Source organism: Chryseolinea serpens (genome assembly GCF_900129725.1).
In the GTDB taxonomy this organism is placed as follows: domain Bacteria; phylum Bacteroidota; class Bacteroidia; order Cytophagales; family Cyclobacteriaceae; genus Chryseolinea; species Chryseolinea serpens.
The window spans coordinates 316,893-335,792 of the sequence record NZ_FQWQ01000002.1 but is presented as its reverse complement, the minus strand read 5'-3'; the positions used below and the strand labels follow the sequence as shown (position 1 = coordinate 335,792).

The window sequence follows — 18,900 nt, the reverse complement described above, 5'->3', positions numbered from 1 at the left end:
CACTTATTTTTTGCGCTTGATCCAGGTGTGAAGTTCGTTTGCTTTTATCTTTCGTCCCTTGCTGGTGAAATAGCGGGGATCCACCTCCACCAACTGGCCATCCTCCGTTAGCATTCTGACCGGTTCATTTTCCTTTTTCACCTTTTTGTAAACGCGCCAAAAAACAAGGGTCGACAGCATTCCGGCTGCCCAATAGAACAATCTTCTTCGGCCGTTTTTGATCCTATCCTTTGCGACTTTCATGGCAGGTGTTTCTCGTTCATCTTCAAAAGACGATTACTTCAATGTGCGGATGTAGTTCACCAGGCTCCAAATGTCGTCTGCGTCCGGGATCTTCTTTTTGAAACTCGGCATATCCGTTCTGCCCTCACTGGTTTTGTAGAAGATCGAACCGTCGGATTGCTTTTGAAAATCCGCCGAAGTAAAATCGCCGACAGGGGTCTTTAATTGCGCCGCTTTACTTCCATCACCTTTTCCTTTTTTTCCATGACAGGACTGGCAGTGTGTCACCCACAACGATTTGCCGTTGTCGAGCGACTCGGCGTCGGATTTTACCGGGTTAGCCATTTTGGCAACCTTCTCCGGCGCAACCCAAGGTTGTTGAGCAAGGGATGCAGAGAATCCAAAAATTAAAAGTACGCTGGGTACCAGGTAGGATAGGGTTGAAAGTTTTAATTTCATAGTGGTATGTTTTAATGTGATGCGTTAGTGTTCTAAATTCAGTCGTTTCCTTGGTCCGCAGGAAGCCTGCAGGAGGTCAGAAATTCCAGAGTCTTGTGATGTTGAATCCAATAAGGTATTGCCCTTTCGTATAGTCGTTGGCGTTATACATGTTGTTTTGTTGTGGCGACAGGAAATAGTAGTTGCCAAAGAAGAGTTGGAACGAGTGCGAACTCGTGGTCACATCCAACCCAAAAGAGAGGTTGGGATGTGGATTTCCCGACTTATGCTTTGTGATCGGCTGATCATAATTTGCCAATACGGAAAGTGTCTCGGTCAGTTTATACCTTCCGGAGATCGCCACGGCAAAGTGGTCGTGCTTTCTTTCCGGACTCACGACGCCCGGTTCGCTATAGTAGCCGTTCACCACGTTGGTGTGGGAGAGGCTCGGGGCGATCTGCGCGGAAAATTTCGGGGTGATCTTGCGGGCAATGATGATTTGATTGAAGTAGCTCAGCCGGTCTGAAAAATGAACAAAAAATTCTTCTGAACGTGTGTCGATGGCAGCATTCCCGTAGTAGGTAATACTCACCGGCCATCGTCCGTCGCTCGTTTGTTGAAAAATGGCATATTTGGCATTGACGTCCCATAACATTTTGTATTTCGTCAGCCCGAAGCCGACGTAAAGACGATCAATAGGGCTGTAGTTGAAGCCCAGGCGGATGTTCGAAGAGGCAAACAGACCGAAGAAATCTTCATATCCATTGTTGACCACGCCAAACCGGTGAAGGATGTCAAATTCAAAAGTTCCCTTGATGGGCACCATGGCGCTCTGGTTGTCGATCAACCATATGCCCGAAAACATATTTTTTACAGGCTTTGAAGCCTTGGCCGTCGGGGCGGCGACAGAATCCTCCTGGCTATAAACGGGGTTCCATAACAACAGGATCAGCGCGAGCGAGATCAAACCCGGGACTTTTATTTTTTGGTTTAGGATGGAAGCCTTCATACGTTGCATGTTGCGGGTTCAATACTTAGTTATTGGGTGCTCCATTTCTGACCCAATCCAGGATCAACTGCGCATTGTTGGCCGGTAGCGCTCCCGTAGGAGGCATCGAGCCGGTCTGCACGACCGTGTAAAGCTTGCTGGAGTTTGGCACCGCCGTATTTACATAACCACCGGAGATGATCGCGTTGTATGCTTTTTCCGGGACAAGCGAAGGCGCGTGAGCAGGTCCTGCATCGTGGCAGCCCGTGCTATTGCAATGTGCGTTAAAGAGCGGGATAAGATCTCCGCTGAAACTTACAAATTGCGGAGGGCCGTTGGGGTCGGATCCGGGGCTGATGACATCTTTATAGCATCCTACTGAACACACCCCAACGAAGGCGATGATAAACAGACTGGTGAGTAATGTTCGACGCATCTTGTTTCGATTTTAGATACTGTTCACAATTGTAGTTTGGCGAATGAAAAATGCTGTCGAATGGATCAGTTAGCCACCCGGAATACGGCATTACACTTCACATCAGCATTGTCACCAACATTGCTGGACTCGATCAGGAAATCGGTTTTAGCAAGAAATTGGAATTGAAGACTGAACCCATAGACGTCATTTCCGCCCGACGCGGTCTTGCCATCGTAGTTCATTTTGCAGGTCACTTCTTTCGTGACGCCGTGGAATGTTAGATCCGCCGTAACGTTGTACCCTTTATCGGTCGTGCTCAACTCCACTTTCTTGCTGGTGATGATGGCGAGGTTTTCATCTTCGGTGGTGAGATTCCCGGATGTTCCAAAGGTCTGGAGAAGACATCCGTCGTCGCGGCCGGGTTCGCTGGTGTTTACGGAATTCAGCCATACCCAGGCCGAGAAACTAATTCCCGCGGCATTGGATTCGTCAAAGTTGAACGTGTCAAAACCAAAATTGTCAAAACGACCCGTCAACAAAGAGGTGGCCCCGAGATAGGCGGATGCCCATTGGACGTTGGAGTGTGCTTTGTCGAAGGAAGTATTGGTGCTTTCCAGGGAAACTTTTTCGTCGCCACGTTCGATATTAGGTCCCTGGCTGGTTAACAACTCATCTTCGTGGGTACAGGCGGCAATGTAGCCACAATAGCCGGCCACTAGTAAAATGGCCGTCAGAAGTCTCCGTCTAAGTAAACTCATAAGTTTCTTTTTTGAAGTACTGAATTTTGGTTCACATCAAGTTTTGTCGACAAGGACTGGAGATAATGATCGACAGCTGGCAATGATTTTGACGAGCAAAACATTTTACCCTACAATTCCTCTCCGCGTGAGATCGTTCGAAGAGCAGTTCCCGGAAACTATTTATAACACAACTTTTTTGGATTGGGCGCTTTGCCTTGTGCCGGCATTTTTGCGAGACCGAGACAGGGCATAAAATGGCCCCCATGTGACTCTGTGTAACGATCAATAAATGTATATTTTTTCGAAAGCGGGTCACAACCGTAGTGCCGTTTAACGGTTACATGGTGTGCATTTCACGGTTAAATCAGGGGCAAACAAGATCAGGGTTTGATAATTCTATACATTTAATTTGTTTCGAAGGGCTCGCGGCGTTCGCTCGATTACCGGCTAGTCGCATTTCGTCATTACTGAAATTATCTGCACGTTTCTGAAGCTAAAATAATATGAAGCGGTATTGGGGAAGACGCGATGGACGTCTGCGGAGAGATGAACCAAAAAAAGAAAACGTTTTCGTTGATCGTGTTGTCCCGGCAGTCAGTCAAATCATACGCGCGAATTGAAACGGCTTCTACAACCCTGGTGTGAAGTCGGGATATCCGAAAATCAAACAAAAAAAATGCAACGCTGTAACGTTGAAAAAATGGGCTTGCTGAATCCTCCTTTATAATGTAGCGATCATGATGAACGTCAGCACATCCGGCAGAACCGTAAGCGTTATTCGAAAGAGCGTTTATCTTCTGGGTGTCATGTTACCGGGCGTGATCTTTTGCCTCCGTGCACAAGTACCGGTAGTGACGAATAAACACTTTTCCATCGGAAGCTATGGGAGGGTGGGCATCGCCAGGGGTGACAACATTCAGTACCCCCGGCCGCTCAACCTCAATGGGATGGGGTCCATAGGAGGGCGCATGGAAGAAGTGGACTACTTTGAATTGGCCACGGCACTTCATTTTGCGCCGGTGGGGGCAGCTTCCGACACAACCCACATCACCGTCCAGGCGCGTTTTGCTTTTTATACCACGCAAGGCCAGATCATTGGCAACGTTACCAGCAAATCATACGGTGGCATTACCACGGCATTACCCGAACTTTTTGCCGAAGCAAAAAACATCCGCGGCAGCCCCTGGACGGTTTGGGTTGGCGCGCGTTTTTTTCGGGGCGACGACATTCACATCATCGATCACTTTTATTTTGATGATCATAGCGCGCAAGGGTTTGGCATACAATACAAGCAGACACAATTCTCGGTGATGTTTCCCACCGCCGTGGATACGGCGTCGACACTGCCGCCTTACTTTTACCTGAACATCGTCAACGGCACGCCCGTGCTCGGATTGCGCAATCGGGCCGTTTATATTTTGGAGCACATTCTCCCTGTGAAAAATGGGTATCTCAAGTTCCTGGCCGAGTATCACCGGCTGGCAAACGGTACGCTGTCGGACACCACAACCAGCCTGAATTATCCTGCTGACTATGGATACGTGTTGGGTGCCAAGTACAAGCAGAATCTCTCTACACGTTTGCCGGGTTCTTTTTTCGATATGAGTGTTCGCTTCGGCACGGGCATAGCCAATGGTGGCGATGGTGGTGCCAGCAAAACTTTCCTGACGTATGGCGGTCCCAACCTGGAAACACAACGCTTTCGAAAAGCATGGTCCATGGCGATCACGGAAAGTATTTTGTGGAATGTGAGCCCCCGCTATTCCCTGAATGCCTATGGCATTTTCACAAAGAGCAAGGGCGCCAGCGATAGCCTGAACACAACACTCGATTACCAGGGGCGACCCGTGTTTAACCGAAAAATCGATTTCGCGATTGGGGCCCGGGGCACATGGTACATTAAAGATTGGTTCCATTTGTTACATGAACTGGATTTCTCTTCCCGAAAAGATGGGACCCAGGATCCGGCGCAGATGATTAAATTCAGTATCGCGCCAACGGTTGTTCCGAATGGCAAGCGGGATGTCTGGAGCCGTCCCCATTTCAGGCTGGTCTACAGTGTGGCGCACTACAATAAATTTGCGGCGGATCACCTGTACTCGCCTTACCTCGCGCAAACCGGCAGCAAGCGATGGGGCCATTATTTCGGTGTGAAAACAGAGTGGTGGCTGTGGTGAGACAGGCACATGAAATGAACCGACAGGGGGGGCTTTCCGCAATTTCGCTCACGATATTTCGTCGCCGCTCACGATATTTCGTGAGCAACGCCTGTGCTACGCTGTGCCAGTGGGACGTCGACATCATCTGCAAATCGGTTTTCTGCGAAAATTCCACACTTCGGATTTGGATGGGCGTTGGCACAATTGTTGGCCTTGGGCGAAACCGCGGTTTGATGCTTTACATCGAAACGGCGAGGGTTATCCGATGCTATCCCTCAAAGAAAATACCGAAACAAAAAAATAAACCCTATGAAAACTTTCTACTGCCTCCTGTTCCTGTTGGCGGTCGTCGCCTGTTCGTCGGTGACCACGAGTTTTGACTATGATAAAACGGCCGACTTTTCGAAGTACAAAACCTACACGCTCACCGAACACGCCGCCAAGCTCCCCGAAATCCAACAACTCGATCGCGACCGGATCCTGGCCGCGGTAGAGGCCGAACTGGCCAAGCGCGGTTTCACGAAGTCGGAAACGCCCGACGCACTGGTCGATGTTTTTGTGAAGACCGAGGAAGAAATGACCGCCACGGCCACCAACACCGGCGGCTATGGTCGTTGGGGCTATGGCTACGGTTGGGGAGGCGGCACGACCTACATCGACTACAACACCTTCACGAAAGGCACGCTCTTCATTAACGCGATCGACAAGACCACCGAGAAAATCGTATGGCAGGGTCGAGGCACAAAAACGCTGGACGAGCACGTATCGCCTGAGCGCAAGGAAGCAAACATCAAGTCGGCTGTAGCGGCGATTTTCACAAAGTATCCGAAGGCAGCGGCGAAATAAACGCGACCAACCCAGCCCTACCGTGTCCCTGGATCAAGGTATGACCCAAATGGGTTATTGATTGACAGCCGGATCGTGGTCTCCTTTGTTGAACAATCAACACAAAGAGACCCATGAAAAAAGAATGGCAAAAAAGACGCGCACTACTTTTCGCGGCTTTGAGTCTCACACTCTTATTGGGATGTGAGAAAAGTATCACGCCGTCACCGGTTGGAGTGAATACGCAGTGCGTTATACAAAATGAAACCACGGCACTGTCCGGTAATGCGGCCTCCTGGAAATATGAGTACGATAGCAAAGGCATGCCGTTGAAGATCACGAAATATGGATCAACGGGTATGGAAGTATCCACCCTGAAGGTGAACTACGATAGCGTTGTTAATGGCGCCGGGGTTGCCAAATCGGTTATGCGCTATGATGCCGACCTTTCTTTGAAAACGCTACCCAACGTGGCGCACATTTCGGCCACCGACCCGGAGGGAATTGTCATGGCTGACTACAAGCAGTATTTTTTCTCTTATGACGCTAAATCCCGGATTTCAAAAATACGCGAGAAAACCATGTGGGTGGGCGATGGAGAGTGGGAGCTGACGATTTCTTACAACGACAAAAACAACGTCACGGAGTTGCAATATGTATGGGTGGAGGGTCCAGTGACCGGGACGGCCAGCATCACGGCTACCGCCTATGATGACAAGCCAACCCCATACGCATCGATGCCCATGTGGAAATTTTTAATGAACAATTTCGCCTGGGATAACTACGACCCCGAACCTGTGCTGACCGCATTGAGCAACAACAACCCTCTCGACTACTCCTTTGGCACCGGCGACAACTTCTTTAGCCGGACGATGACCTACACCTACAATGACCAGGGCTTCCCGTTGGTGCGCACCAATACCAACAAAAATAAAAATGGAGAGTATACTTTTAATCAGACGTTTTCATACACCTGTCCGTGAGAAGCGCGCGAAGTGAGACATACCGGCGCTTCAGGCGATCCCCATCGACTTGTAATAAATATCGTTCAAGCCCTTATCGTTTCCGGTCCTGATCATTTTTGAGTGGGCACTGCAAATGTGCATGACGGAATCAACGGCATCCTGGGTAAATCCGCTTTGGGGATAAGCACAGAACAAACAGAAGGCCTGTGATTCGCAGAAGCTGTTCCACAATTGTTCAAGCCGCACCGTAGCCCCAACCTGTTCCCTGGCCCAAAGTATCGCCACCATTTCGCCGAACGCTCTAACCCGGCGATTGTCTTTTTTAGCCTTCGAGATCAAACCGGAAACCAGGTCCAGGAACAGCGTTGCATCGGGCCAGTCATTCACCATAAACTTCGACAGCGCGACTTCTGCGTCTAGCGGCATATACAAATTCTTAGCGGCTAAGTCCTCGAGGCTGAAACCCGATTCATACAGGCGTTCATGTAAAGACTCCAAATGCGGTTTTGTGGCAATGACGATGACACAATCATCGGATCGTATGCCGTCGGTGACAAAGGCAAAGAGCGTGTTTAAGAAAGTGTCATCATGATCGTAAATTTGAACGACATGTTCATAGGGTGCGATTTCAGCCCAAAACACGGTGCCTGATGATTTTGTCCAATCGCTGTCTGTGTGGAGGGATTTCATAGGGTAATTAGGTTTAGTAGTTAGGGTAGATGAATGTGATTTATTTTTAAGCCGGTAAGTAAATATGAAACGTTGCGCCTTTGTCCACTTCGCCTTCGGCGGTCATTTTTCCGCCGTGTCGCTCGACAACCTTTTTGCAGATGGCCAGTCCGATTCCCGTCCCTTCGAAATCCCGCCGGCCATGAAGGCGGTTAAATATTTCGAAGATCTTTTCAGCCTGCTGCGCCTCGAACCCGATCCCGTTGTCGGACACGGAAATGTGGTGGAAATTTTGAGGGCCTTGCATGCCCGGAACAAAATCGGCCGTTGTTAGCTGAGATTGAAAGAGAATATAAGGCGCACAATTTCTTTTTGAAAACTTCAACCCATTGCTGACGAGATTTAAAAACAATTGGTGAAACAGGAAGGGAACAACGCGCAACACAGGAAGTCCCGTGTTCTCAATGACCGCCCCGGTTTCTTCGATCTTTACTTCGAACTCGCGAATGACATCGGTGAGGATCTCATTAAGATCCGTTGGTTCAACCTTATCGTCGGTCTTGTCGGCCTTTGAATACGAGAGAATATCCTGGATAAGATCGCGCATCCGGCTCGCGGAGGTTCGAACCCGGGTCATGAGATCCTGCCCAGTCGAAGAAAGTTTGTCACCGTCGGACTGCATGACTCTGGCGGTGAACGTTTGAATTTTGCGCAAGGGCTCCTGCAAATCGTGGCTGGCTACGTGGGCGAAGGATGACAATTCCCCATTTGTTTTTTCCAGTTCAAGATTCTTTGCCTTAAGGGCTTGCTCGGCGTCTTCCAGTTCAAGATTTTTCTTTCGCAGATCCGCGGTGCGGTCCAGGACCATTCTTTCCAGGGAGGTTTTTATTTGTTCTTGGGTGGTAACGTCCTGAATGATCCCAGTATAGCCAATGAAGGTATGGTTGGAGTCGAACCGGGGAAGCGAATTGGCATAACCCACCACATAGCCGCCCTTGTCGTTGCGCACGCGAAATTTCGCTTCGAAAACCTTGCGTTCTGAAACGGACTTCGTCCACGCGATCTCGATATTCTGGCGGTCGTCGGGATGGATGACGTCAAGCCAAAGATTGCCCAAACCATCTTCAACATTCTCGCCGGTCAGTTCTTTCCATTTGATGTTCAGGAAAGTGCACAAACCATTTTCGTTGGTGGTCCAGATGATCAGGGGCACCAGGTTGGCCATGGTCTTAAAGCGCACTTCACTGTCGAGCGTGGCCTGCGCGGCGAGTTTTTGTGCGGTGATGTCGATGGTGAAACAGCGTGAGTGAATAAACCGGTCACCCTCCCATAACACGCTCGAGTTAATGGCTACATACCGCGTCGATCCATCTTTACAGATCAGTTCAGCTTCATGATGCGAAAGCACTTCCCGGTTTTTCAGGCGCGTCAAAATCTCCTGGACAACCTGCTGGTTTTTATGAAACCTGGCAACGGGTTGGCCCACATATTCATGTTCTTCGTAGCCGAGCATCTTCAGCTCAGCAGGGTTGGCGCGGATGATCACCCCTTCGGCGTTCACCCAATGCAAGCCGATATTGGCATTTTCAAAATAGTCGCGGAGATCGTGCTCGACACTCATCTTTTCGGTGACATCGGTGCCATGAAAAATGAAGCCGCTCACGTGGTGTTGAGCATCAAACTCGGGCGTCAGGATCACATCCATGTAGCGGTACGCGCCCTCGCGGGAAAACGAGATGCTAAAACAAGCATCCCTGCCAGACAAGATCCCGCCCAGGTGTTTCTGTACTTGATCAAACGCTTCTTTTCCAATCGCTGTATGAAAGCTGGTGCAGGAAGGTTCATTCGACCGCGGGAACCATGTGCCAAAGTGCTTGTTGTGATACTCCAGTGTCATGTTGCAGTCGACACGGGCAACCAGGGCTGGGATGGAGTCAATGAGATTTTGCAGCGCACTGATTTCGCGGGAGTGCAACTCAGTATAGGCAGATAATTCAGAACGCATGACATCTGGAAATTTTCAATGTGGACATATGGATAAAAGCGCGAATACCCCGACAATTCTTGCCAACCCTTAAAACCATACCAGGAAATGAGGTTTTGGGGAAGGGGCTGGGGGAGGGGGCAGAGAGCAAGACGGCAACACAACCGTCCGGGTACTGTGGAATTAATTCTACGCTTGTCTGGCGAATTACCCGTTTATGGAGGCTCGTCGAAACACACGCGTCCCTTCTGTCCGGGCAGATTTTCTCCCGCAAAGGGTGGGAGGTTTGGGGCTCGTGGTCATTTGGTTAGCAGACGGCAGGCTTATATCCTTGAAAAGCGTTGCAAAATTGTTTTGTGTTTTCGATATTGGTTGCATATACAACTAATTTGAAAGTGACGCCGCAATCTCTTCAAACGAATATCATTTTTCTCTGTGGCGACTTTGTCCATGGGTTTCACCAGGCCTTGACAAAGGCTTTTAAAACAAACAAGATTCCCGTGACGATCGAACAATTCTCCATCCTGGTGATCTTGTTTTATCAGAACGGGATCAATCAAAAGGAGATCGGAACACTGCTCGGTCGCGATAAGACAACGATCACCCGGATCATTTCCAATATGGTGCGGAACAAACTGATCTCCCGGACGAGCGACCCGCGCGACAACCGCGGGAAACTGATCTACCTGACGGCGAAGGGAGAAGCCATTCAAAAGAAGGCCGTCGGGGTGTCGGGAAAGTTGTATCAGAAAGTTGTTGGGGATCTTCCTGAAAAAGACTTAACACGGGGCATTGCCCTGCTTGAAAAAATGATAAAGAATGTTCACGCCTTACGCTAAAAATGGATGGTCTATGAAAACAGTAAAATTCTTTCTTTTATGGATCGCGATGACCGTGGTCATGGTCATTGCCTGGTCGGTGGGTTCAGTGCTCGGAAATGCCGTCACACAAACGGCACCGCCACCCGTTGAAGACCCTGCTTCGGTCGGGATGTCGGTTTTGTTGGTTTGCCTGATCAACGCTTTGTTGTGGAGTATTTTCTTTTGGTCAACCCGCGCGTTCGTTGGTTTGCCGAAAGGCGTCGCTGTACTCCTGTATTTATTCGGGACGCAATTTTTTCTCATGCAAATGGAAACGTTTTTCTTTGCGTCGAGCCTGGGCATTTCCCCGGGCCAGGTGATCAGCATCCTCGTGGCAGGATTGGTCATGGTGGCGGCCACCGGTGCGTTCGGGCTGTGGCTCACCCGGAAGCTGGCGCCCACGCAAACGCAAATGCGTTTTAAACCGGAAGTGCGCAACTGGCGTGGGATGGTCGCTCCGATGCTGGTGATGAGCGTCCTTGTCTATCCCTTCCTGTATGAGATCTTTGGCTATTACGTTGCCTGGCAAAATGAACACCTGCGTCTTTTCTACTCGCATTCCACCGAGCTGAAATCTTTTTTTACGCAATTGCCAAGCTTTTTTTCCGAGGGGATCTATTTCTTCCAGGTCTTGCGGGGCATGATCTGGGTAGCCATTTCCATACCGGTGGTGTTGCTGCTGGGACAAAACAAATTCTTCCCCTACCTCTTGATGGGATTACTGTCGGCCTTGCCGGCGATACAGCTTTTTATCCCGAACCCGTATATGCCTGCGGACATTGCCATGACCCATTTTGTTGAAACCTTCTCTTCAAATTTTATCTGGGGTCTATTGATCGTTTACGTGACAAACCGATCGGTTGCAGAAAGGAAGATCATGCCCGCAGAGCCCATAGCCCAGACGTAAAAAAAAGACTGTCAGCGCGACATAAACATCCAACGATGCCCTTCGAGATCTTCAGCCCGGTACCGCGTACCAGGCCCACCCGTTTCGAGAGGTGATAGCAGGGTTGCTCCATTTATCTTCGCATGCTGAAAATGCGCCGCCACATCGTCCACTATCACCAACACGCCGTCGATCACATAGGGCACCTCATTCCATTTAGCGGCCTGCTGGCAAACTTCGCGATGGTGATGGGGACTTTGATAGTCGGGTGTGGGCGATGCCAGCATGATCAGGCTGTCGCCCATCGCGATCTCGCCGTGCGAAAGTCGGCCGGCATCATCCAGCCACCGGGCTCTTTCTGTGAATTGAAACACGCGACAAAGCCATTCGATCGCTGCCACGCCGTCTTCGTACGACAACATGGGAGTAATGATTTGAGGAGATTGGGACATAGCACGTCAGTTTGATCTCAAGTTTTTTAGAGAGTCAGTCGGTAGACTTAAAGTTAGCGTAAAAAGTTTTTAGCGAACGCAGACGGGTATCCCACCTTTGACGGGATTTGTGCGGGGAAGTGATAGTTTGAAAACGAGACAGGCAACACGAAAATGAAACGTGTTGCCTGCCCTTGTTTACAACGCATCGGCTCAGTTGCCCGCCTTCGGTGCCGTTTGCAAGGTTTGCAAAACCTGGTCCAGGCTAAAGCTTCCAACCTTCTGGCTGGGGGGGAACTCTTTGAAGGTGGTCAGGAAATTGGCCACATATTTTTGTGCGGGCACCAAAAGAAAAAGTCTGTCCGCTCTCCATTTGTCATACCCCATCGTGTGGTTGTCTGCACTTTCAAAAGGGTCGGAGCGCAGGTTGAATATTTTGGGCAATCGCAGGGGCACAAACGGGTCTTGCCAGACGTCCATGCCATGCGCACGTTGTTCGGCAAAGACTACTTTCCAGTTGTTGTAGCGCAGGGCGACGAGAGAACCGTCGTCGTTGAAGTAAAAAAATTCTTTGCGGGGACTTGGCGCCTTACCGGCCAGGGCGTCGGTAATGTTGTAGCCATCCAGGTGGACCTTGAAAGTTTTGTCGCCCACTTTCATTCCTTTCAGCAACTGCTCCTTCACGTCGGGCACACCGGCCGCGGCCAATAATGTTGGGAGCATGTCTTCATGGGCAAAAATGTCGTTCAGCACCGTGCCCGGTTTGATCACGCCAGGCCAGCGAATGGCGGTGGGCACGCGATAGCCACCTTCCCAGTTCGTGTTCTTTTCACCGCGGAAAGGTGTGGTGCCGCCGTCGGGCCACGTAAAGGCTTCTGCGCCGTTGTCGGTGGAGTACATGACGATGGTGTTTTCTTCCAGGCCAAGTTGTTTGAGCATATTCAGCAATTCTCCCACATGACCATCGTGTTCGACCATACCATCCGGGTAAGTGCCCAACCCAGTCTTGCCGTCACTTTCTTTTTTGAGGTGGGTGAACACGTGCATACGGGTGGAGTTGAACCAGAGAAAAAAAGGCTTGTCGGCCTTCTTCGATTCATCCATAAACCGCAGGGCTTCTTTTGTTACCTCGTCGTCGATGGTTTCCATTCTCTTTTTGGTGAGCGGACCGGTCTTTTCGATCTTTTGGGTGCCATCAGCATTGGCCCACGTGTGAATGACACCGCGTGTACCAAATTCCTTGATCATGGCCGGGTCTTTATAATAGTCGGGATTCTCGGGTTCTTCTTCTGCGTTGAGGTGATAGAGCGATCCAAAGAATTCATCAAATCCATGGGCCGTTGGCAAGTGCTCATCGAGATCGCCCAAATGGTTTTTGCCAAACTGGCCGGTCTTATATCCCTGGGCTTTCAACAAATCGGCGATCGTCACATCTCTGGCCTTTAGCCCTTCCTTGGCACCCGGAAGTCCCACCTTGAGCAAGCCTGTTCTAAAACCTACTTGTCCCGTGATGAAACAGGCCCGTCCGGCGGTGCAACTTTGTTGACCATACCAGTCGGTGAAGAGCGCACCTTCCTTGGCGATGCGATCGATGTTGGGCGTCTTGTAGCCCATCATGCCTTGGTTATAGGCGCTGACATTCCAAAGCCCAATGTCGTCTCCCCAAATGATCAGGATGTTGGGTTTCTTTTGCTGCGCCTGCGCAAAGCATGAAACGGCCAGGAGCAGTACCGTGAGTAGAAAGTTATTTTTTTTCATGGGTTTATATTGAATTAGGAAACTGTAGTGCGAAGGCCTATGGACAACGTTTTGTCAATAGTCAAATCTAATGCATCGCCCTACACGCCTATAGACGTCGACGTCTACGATCGCACCTTCCGGTAATGGTTTGTCAACCGTGTCCGGATTTAAAAAGCGGTTGCGTGGCGCTGTGGATTTCTTAGGTCCTGAACAAAGCTTTTTTTGCGGACATCGTAGATCTGTACATGATCCATATACTGATAATCTGTGAAAGAGAAATCGGTGTTGATGATAACGCCGGTGATGATGACGATGTACTTCGCGTGCTCCAGGCTGACATCTAACACGTGCGCGCTGATTTGCTTCTCAGCGGAAAGCGATGTGATGCGCGTTAGTTCGATGATCGGACTCTCGGCGTTTAGGATTTGGTCTTTATAACGCAACGCCAGTTCTGCAATTTTGCCACCCTGGTAGTCGTCTTCCGAAATTTCGGCTTTGAGCGTCCCGGCCTGCAGTTTACCGAGCGTTCCCATCAGCGCGCCACAACACGAGCTGGCTTCGGGTTGCTCATGCCTGAGCACAAACCCCCAACCTTTTTTCTGGGAATAGCCGATGTGTGGTTCAACCAACAACACCAACGTGCCACTGTCGGGAATGTGATGGGCGAACGCCTCCAGGCCAGACACCCCTGTGAAGGGCAAACCGGCGAGTCCACCCAAATGAAAGGGACCTTTTATTTCGGGATGAAAGTGGAAGTTTTTTGTATAGATAATGTCATCCACACAAGTGGAGGCACCCAGCAGGATCTTGTCGGGTGCGATGCCATAGTTTCTTTGAAGATAGTGGATGAGAGAATCCGAGAATTCATGCCCGGGAATGGCACCCGGAAATTCCTTTCTCAAAACTTGTTCGGTTTCGGCTGGTGCATTCGGGAGGTAGGAGGGCGTCTCGGCGGCGGCGGTTTTAGACTCGATTTTACCGCAGGCATAGAGCGCCAGTGCGATCGGCAGGAGGAAAAGGAGGTGATGGGTGTTCATGGCAAATGGTTTAATGATGTTGCCCGGAAGTCCGGATGTTCGGGAAATCGGTTTACCGTTAAATGATGTTATGTAACGGTTAAAAGACGGTGACGACAAAACTTTAAACGATACCTTAGAAGACTGCGATTCGAAATAAGGCTTTACCGGATGAGTTTCTACCGTTACCGGTTTGCCGAAAAGCAGCTGATAAAATTTACGAAGAAGAAAGCGATCGCTAACCTCTGCTTATGATTATTTTTTTCACGATGCTGAGCTTGTTTGTTGGTGTTGCCACAGCGATGGTTAGACGGAGGCGTCTTACGGCAGCGGAAGAAATTGCGGGGAGTTTAATTTCGATACTATTGGCCGATGCCCTTTTTTTGTGCGCGCATTTTAACGCGCGACTCGATGTTATTTCCTATGTGGAATATCAAGGGGTTCCGAATGTCCTCTTGTTTCCGTTGTTGCCCGTTTTTCTTATGATCTTAGCGTATGAGGTCTCTGTAAAAATGCTGAAGAAGTAGACATAGTCAAATAGTTTGACCCCCCCCGACTTTTTGGGGTTATTTGGTATTGTCAAATATCACGTATGGGATATACGCTGATGATTCGGACCGAAAACGTGGCAAAGTGTCCCATGGTCAGTCCCTCATCCATTGTTGTTTGAGAAAGTTTTTCTATGTTTAAGCCGTATTGGAGATTTGATGATGTTGTGTACAGCCTTTCTTTAACCTAACGATGAGTTCGAAGAGTCAACGCGCGATCTTAGAGAAATACCGCCGGCACGCTTTCATGAATCTGTCTCTGACAAGCATGGAAGGCGAGGAGTGGATGGATATGCCCGAGTTCGATGGGCACTACGCCATTTCAAATTATGGCCGGATCTGGGCGGCGCCAAGACCCATCTTCTCGACGAGTGGCCAACTTTATTTCACCCGCGAGCGCATGCGAAAGCAAAACCTGACGCGCTACTACAACAGCTATGTAAAGGACTACACCGACCAGCTTTCCGTTCACCTGCGGTATGAAGGAAAAAATTATGGCTTCAAAGTAAATCGCCTGGTCTATCATTTCTTTGTGAAGCCGCTTGACACTAGTAACGAGCGATTGCCCGTGATTCATCGCGACGGCGACAATTGCAATAACCACTATGATAACCTGGTGCTGATGACCGGCACCCAATTGTATAAACACATCCTGGACCTGCAGCGCATACCACGGTCTGGCCGAAGGAGCACCAAAGGCAAGCGGACGACATGGTCGCCCGAGAATTCTCCGCGGCCGATCATCAAGTATTCTTTGGAGGGTAAGAAACTCAAGACCTACACCAGCGTGGCGGAAGCAGCTGCCGACAATCAAACGCATCGCGGGAACATACGCGCAGTGGCCAGTGGCAAGCTGATCCAGTCGCATGGTTTCGTGTATCGCTTCCAGGGAGATCACTATCGCGGCGAGCATGCAGATTTTTCGTATGAGAAGCCCGTCACACAGTATGCCTTGAATGGAAAACGGTTGAACGTTTTTCCCAGTGTGAAACAGGCCGGTGTGGTGTCGGGGATCGACAGCAACACGATCAGTAAATGTGCGCTGGGAAAAGCGCGGATTGCCGGTGGGTATGTCTGGCGCTATGGCGACAATCCCTACAAGGGAGAATTTGATGGTCAGATCCGGAATTCGGCCAAGACCATTCAGCAATACAGCCTGGAGGGTAAAGTGGTCGGCCGGTTTTCGAGCGTGAATGAGGCGGCAAAGGAAACGGGCTTTAGCACGGCGACGCTTTTGGACTGCGCCTATAAACGCTCTAAGGTATCGCATGGCTTTGTGTGGCGTTTTGCCGGCGACACTTACCGGGGAGAATTCAAGGACTATCGCGCGGGCCGGCCCGTAACGCAAATGTCGCTGGAGGGAAAAGTACTGAAGACGTATCACACGATCGAGGCCGCGGCCAAAGCATCGGGATTGACCAGCGACAACATCCAGAAGAACGTGACCGGCGCAAACCGGACCGCGGGCGGATTTATCTGGCGCTATGCAAAAGACAGTGAAGTCCGGAAGCTTCCGGCCTACAAGCCCGGGACATACACCAAAAGTTCGCATGGCGAGAAGGAGGTGATCCAATATTCTATCGAAGGCAAAAAGCTGGCCGTCTATAGCAGCATCACGGAAGCATCGCGTGCCATCGGTCTAAGCGGAAGCGGAATAGCTGTGGCGCTCGATAGTGACCATCGGTCATCCGGCGGATTTGTCTGGCGCACGAAGGGCAATCCTTATCGCGGGCTGCTCATCAAAAATCCTCCCGCCAATAAAGCCAAGACAGTGAGTCAATACGATCTCAAAGGGCGCCGGGTGGCCATATATCCGAGTACAAAACAAGCCGAGGCAGCGACCGGAGTTTACGCCACCACGATTTCGCAAGTGGCGCTGGGAAAACTAAAATCAACCGGGGGCTTTATCTGGCAATATGGCAAAGGACCAAAAACACTGGATGTCGAAGCCCACTATGCTTCAACCCGGGAACACGTGAGGCAGATCAGCAAGGCCGTCGCCAAATATACCATTGGCGGTAAGTTCATTTGTGAGTATCCCAGCATACACGCGGCGGCGCGGGAAGAAGGTATTTCGGCAGGCAGCATCTCGTCTGTGATCAATGGACAATCGCAATCGGCGGGTGGGAATTTGTGGAAGTTGCTGGAATAAAAATGCCGGCTGCCTCCGGGAAAAATTCCTGAACGCACGGCGATGATCTGCTGTAGAAACTAATCGTGAAGTTTACGGTTAATTTCCCGGACCACGCCATCCAACTCATGGGCGCAATCCAGCACGTGGGCATTGTAGGCTTGGATCTCCGCCAGCGATGTTTCCCGGGACATGAGTGCGCAAAGTCCCAGTATCCGGGCCAGCGGGCCGCGGACGTTGTGCGCATTGAAATAAGCGTACTCGATGAGTTTTTCGTTCTGTAATTTTATTTCCGCCACGCGCGCCGTGACCTCCATTTCAAGCGACTCGTTCATCCGGTTAACCTCGGCGTTGGCTTGCGTTAATTCTTCGGTCTGTGCCAGGATCTCTTCGTGCTTTTCGAAGATCTCGTTGTTCAGCCGTTTCAGCTCGACAAGGGATTTCTTTTTATCCCGGTATAGTCTGAATACGATGATCACCAATACCGTGATCGCAACAAGCAGCACACCGCCGATCGTGACAGCCATGGTCAATGCCCGGATCTTTTCCTCGCGCATCGCCAGCAGCTGATCCTTTTTTTCCGATTCGTACAAATGCTCGAGGGCGGCGATCTGCTTGGATTTCTCGGCATTGAAAACTTCACCCCGAAGTGTGCTGTATTGGTCGTTGTAATACCAGGCCGAGTCATATTCATGAAACTTGCGGAAGGTGTCGCTCAATTTTTTCCGGGCGTTGATGCCGGAGTTTGCATCGTTCAGCGAATCGGCCATGTGTTTGGCTTTGTGCAGATAGAGGGTAGCGTGCTCCAGGTCACCGAGGTTCGAATAGATGACCCCGATCGTTTGAAGAAGTTCGATGGAAGAAAAGAAGTCGCGGTATTTTGGCAACGACCGTTCGATGGCCAGACCGGTCTCCAGGGCTTGATCGTATTTTCCCTGGGCATTCAAGGCGGTGATCCGTTTGGCTTCCATCCAGAATTTGTAATCGCCCAAGGCAGCCCCGATGCTGGTATCGCGGGCCTTGGTAAACATCAGCAAGGCCTGGTCATAGTCCTGTTTGTTCATGTAGATCTCGCCAATCGCTGCGTAGGTATTCGCAACCGCCTTGGGATCGTCAATTTGCTGCAAGAGCGCCAGCGATTTTTTTGAATATTCAATGGCGCGATCATAATCTTCCTGGTAGATCAGCACCCTCGACATATTGTTGTACACATGCGCCACGCCCTTGGTGTCGTTCAACTCCTCCCGGATCTTGACGGCCTTAATAAAGTACTCCATCCCCTCGGTGTGCCGGCCTTGGATGGACGCGCTGATGCCGAGGTTGTTGAAGCTTGCGGCAATTCCTTTTTGATAGCCATTCTCCTGCGCTAACGCAAGCGCCTGGCGGGCCAACTCTTCGGACCGGCTGAGCGAATATTGTGTGTAGGCATGCGACAAGTTGTCTAAGATATCAACCCGTTCCACAACGGATTTTGCTAAAGGAAGTCGTTGTTGGAGGGAGTCGATAAGCACTTGTGCGTCGAGCCTGAGAATCAGGAGCGTCAGAACTAAGGGTAAAAGTCGTTTCATAGAGGGCGGAGAAGAAACCAAGCGATGATAATCAAATTTAGGGAATATTTTCTAACCCCCTCGGGTCTGGTCGATGCAGACATCTTTGAGTGATCCTGGCTTTAAGCCTATTGTTCGGAACACATGTGCGATATAATATCTTGAATACCCCCGGACTTCAGTCCGGGGGTACGGACACTTATTTATTGAGGTCCGCCAACTGGCGGACTGACTTTTCCCTCTGTGTGTATCGCCGTCTACCCAATCAGCGGCGTCGTCAGTCCGCCAGCTGGCGGACCGTGAGTGGACATGGCTTAGGTACCCCGGACTAAA

The 18,900-nt window shown here is 50.3% G+C and carries 18 protein-coding genes; 7 read left to right on the top strand and 11 right to left on the bottom strand.

Features of this window, described 5'->3' with window-relative positions; genetic code table 11:
* Positions 1–3 precede the first annotated feature (3 nt).
* The 5 genes from BUB30_RS15340 to BUB30_RS15325 form a co-directional block, all read right to left on the bottom strand.
* A complete protein-coding gene (locus tag BUB30_RS15340; RefSeq protein WP_073135653.1) occupies positions 4–243 on the bottom strand; it encodes a hypothetical protein in 240 nt (79 codons plus the stop codon).
* A gap of 33 nt (positions 244–276) precedes the next feature.
* Positions 277–681, bottom strand: coding sequence for a c-type cytochrome (locus BUB30_RS15335; protein ID WP_073135651.1), 405 nt, complete (start codon positions 679–681; stop codon positions 277–279).
* A 76-nt stretch (positions 682–757) separates the two neighbouring features.
* A complete protein-coding gene (locus BUB30_RS15330) occupies positions 758–1,669 on the bottom strand; it encodes a DUF5777 family beta-barrel protein (protein WP_084138150.1) in 912 nt (303 codons plus the stop codon).
* Between the two features lie 25 nt (positions 1,670–1,694).
* Complete coding sequence (locus BUB30_RS34880) at positions 1,695–2,084, bottom strand: hypothetical protein (RefSeq protein ID WP_143164942.1); 390 nt, start codon at positions 2,082–2,084, stop codon at positions 1,695–1,697.
* Positions 2,085–2,149: 65 nt separating this feature from the next.
* Positions 2,150–2,824 carry a YceI family protein gene (locus BUB30_RS15325; protein ID WP_084138149.1) on the bottom strand — a complete coding sequence of 225 codons (675 nt, stop codon included), beginning with the start codon at positions 2,822–2,824 and terminating at the stop codon, positions 2,150–2,152.
* A gap of 719 nt (positions 2,825–3,543) precedes the next feature.
* On the opposite strand from BUB30_RS15325, the gene BUB30_RS15320 reads away from it, so the two are divergent.
* From BUB30_RS15320 to BUB30_RS15310, 3 genes are all read left to right on the top strand, one after another.
* Positions 3,544–4,983 carry a carbohydrate porin gene (locus BUB30_RS15320; RefSeq protein WP_221408725.1) on the top strand — a complete coding sequence of 480 codons (1,440 nt, stop codon included), beginning with the start codon at positions 3,544–3,546 and terminating at the stop codon, positions 4,981–4,983.
* Positions 4,984–5,274: 291 nt separating this feature from the next.
* Entirely contained in the window at positions 5,275–5,811 is a 537-nt protein-coding gene (locus BUB30_RS15315; RefSeq protein ID WP_073135647.1) for a DUF4136 domain-containing protein, read from the top strand.
* 113 nt (positions 5,812–5,924) lie between these two features.
* Complete coding sequence (locus BUB30_RS15310; protein WP_073135645.1) at positions 5,925–6,773, top strand: hypothetical protein; 849 nt, start codon at positions 5,925–5,927, stop codon at positions 6,771–6,773.
* Between the two features lie 30 nt (positions 6,774–6,803).
* Here the strand turns inward: BUB30_RS15310 and BUB30_RS15305 are convergent, their stop codons facing one another.
* Both BUB30_RS15305 and BUB30_RS15300 read right to left on the bottom strand, forming a co-directional pair.
* On the bottom strand, positions 6,804–7,445 hold the full coding sequence (locus BUB30_RS15305; protein ID WP_073135643.1) for an MEDS domain-containing protein: 642 nt from the start codon (positions 7,443–7,445) through the stop codon (positions 6,804–6,806).
* Positions 7,446–7,491: 46 nt separating this feature from the next.
* Positions 7,492–9,429, bottom strand: coding sequence for a PAS domain-containing sensor histidine kinase (locus BUB30_RS15300; RefSeq protein WP_073135641.1), 1,938 nt, complete (start codon positions 9,427–9,429; stop codon positions 7,492–7,494).
* Positions 9,430–9,803: 374 nt separating this feature from the next.
* On the opposite strand from BUB30_RS15300, the gene BUB30_RS15295 reads away from it, so the two are divergent.
* Both BUB30_RS15295 and BUB30_RS15290 read left to right on the top strand, forming a co-directional pair.
* Positions 9,804–10,247 carry a MarR family winged helix-turn-helix transcriptional regulator gene (locus tag BUB30_RS15295; protein WP_178377121.1) on the top strand — a complete coding sequence of 148 codons (444 nt, stop codon included), beginning with the start codon at positions 9,804–9,806 and terminating at the stop codon, positions 10,245–10,247.
* A 13-nt stretch (positions 10,248–10,260) separates the two neighbouring features.
* Positions 10,261–11,175, top strand: coding sequence for a hypothetical protein (locus BUB30_RS15290; RefSeq protein ID WP_073135637.1), 915 nt, complete (start codon positions 10,261–10,263; stop codon positions 11,173–11,175).
* 11 nt (positions 11,176–11,186) lie between these two features.
* Here the strand turns inward: BUB30_RS15290 and BUB30_RS15285 are convergent, their stop codons facing one another.
* The 3 genes from BUB30_RS15285 to BUB30_RS15275 form a co-directional block, all read right to left on the bottom strand.
* Positions 11,187–11,606, bottom strand: a complete 420-nt coding sequence (locus BUB30_RS15285) for a VOC family protein (RefSeq protein WP_143164941.1) — start codon at positions 11,604–11,606, stop codon at positions 11,187–11,189.
* Positions 11,607–11,798: 192 nt separating this feature from the next.
* The gene (locus BUB30_RS15280) at positions 11,799–13,343 is read right to left on the bottom strand and encodes an arylsulfatase (RefSeq protein ID WP_073135633.1); all 1,545 of its coding nucleotides are present in this window, start codon (positions 13,341–13,343) and stop codon (positions 11,799–11,801) included.
* A gap of 149 nt (positions 13,344–13,492) precedes the next feature.
* Complete coding sequence (locus tag BUB30_RS15275; RefSeq protein ID WP_073135631.1) at positions 13,493–14,362, bottom strand: hypothetical protein; 870 nt, start codon at positions 14,360–14,362, stop codon at positions 13,493–13,495.
* A 230-nt stretch (positions 14,363–14,592) separates the two neighbouring features.
* Between BUB30_RS15275 and BUB30_RS15270 the strand changes: the two genes are divergently transcribed.
* Positions 14,593–14,868: a hypothetical protein gene (locus BUB30_RS15270; protein WP_073135629.1), complete on the top strand. Its 276-nt coding sequence runs from the start codon at positions 14,593–14,595 to the stop codon at positions 14,866–14,868.
* Between the two features lie 268 nt (positions 14,869–15,136).
* Entirely contained in the window at positions 15,137–17,041 is a 1,905-nt protein-coding gene (locus BUB30_RS15265; RefSeq protein ID WP_178377120.1) for an NUMOD1 domain-containing DNA-binding protein, read from the top strand.
* A gap of 59 nt (positions 17,042–17,100) precedes the next feature.
* Here the strand turns inward: BUB30_RS15265 and BUB30_RS15260 are convergent, their stop codons facing one another.
* Positions 17,101–18,588, bottom strand: coding sequence for a tetratricopeptide repeat protein (locus BUB30_RS15260; protein WP_073135625.1), 1,488 nt, complete (start codon positions 18,586–18,588; stop codon positions 17,101–17,103).
* Positions 18,589–18,900: the final 312 nt, after the last annotated feature.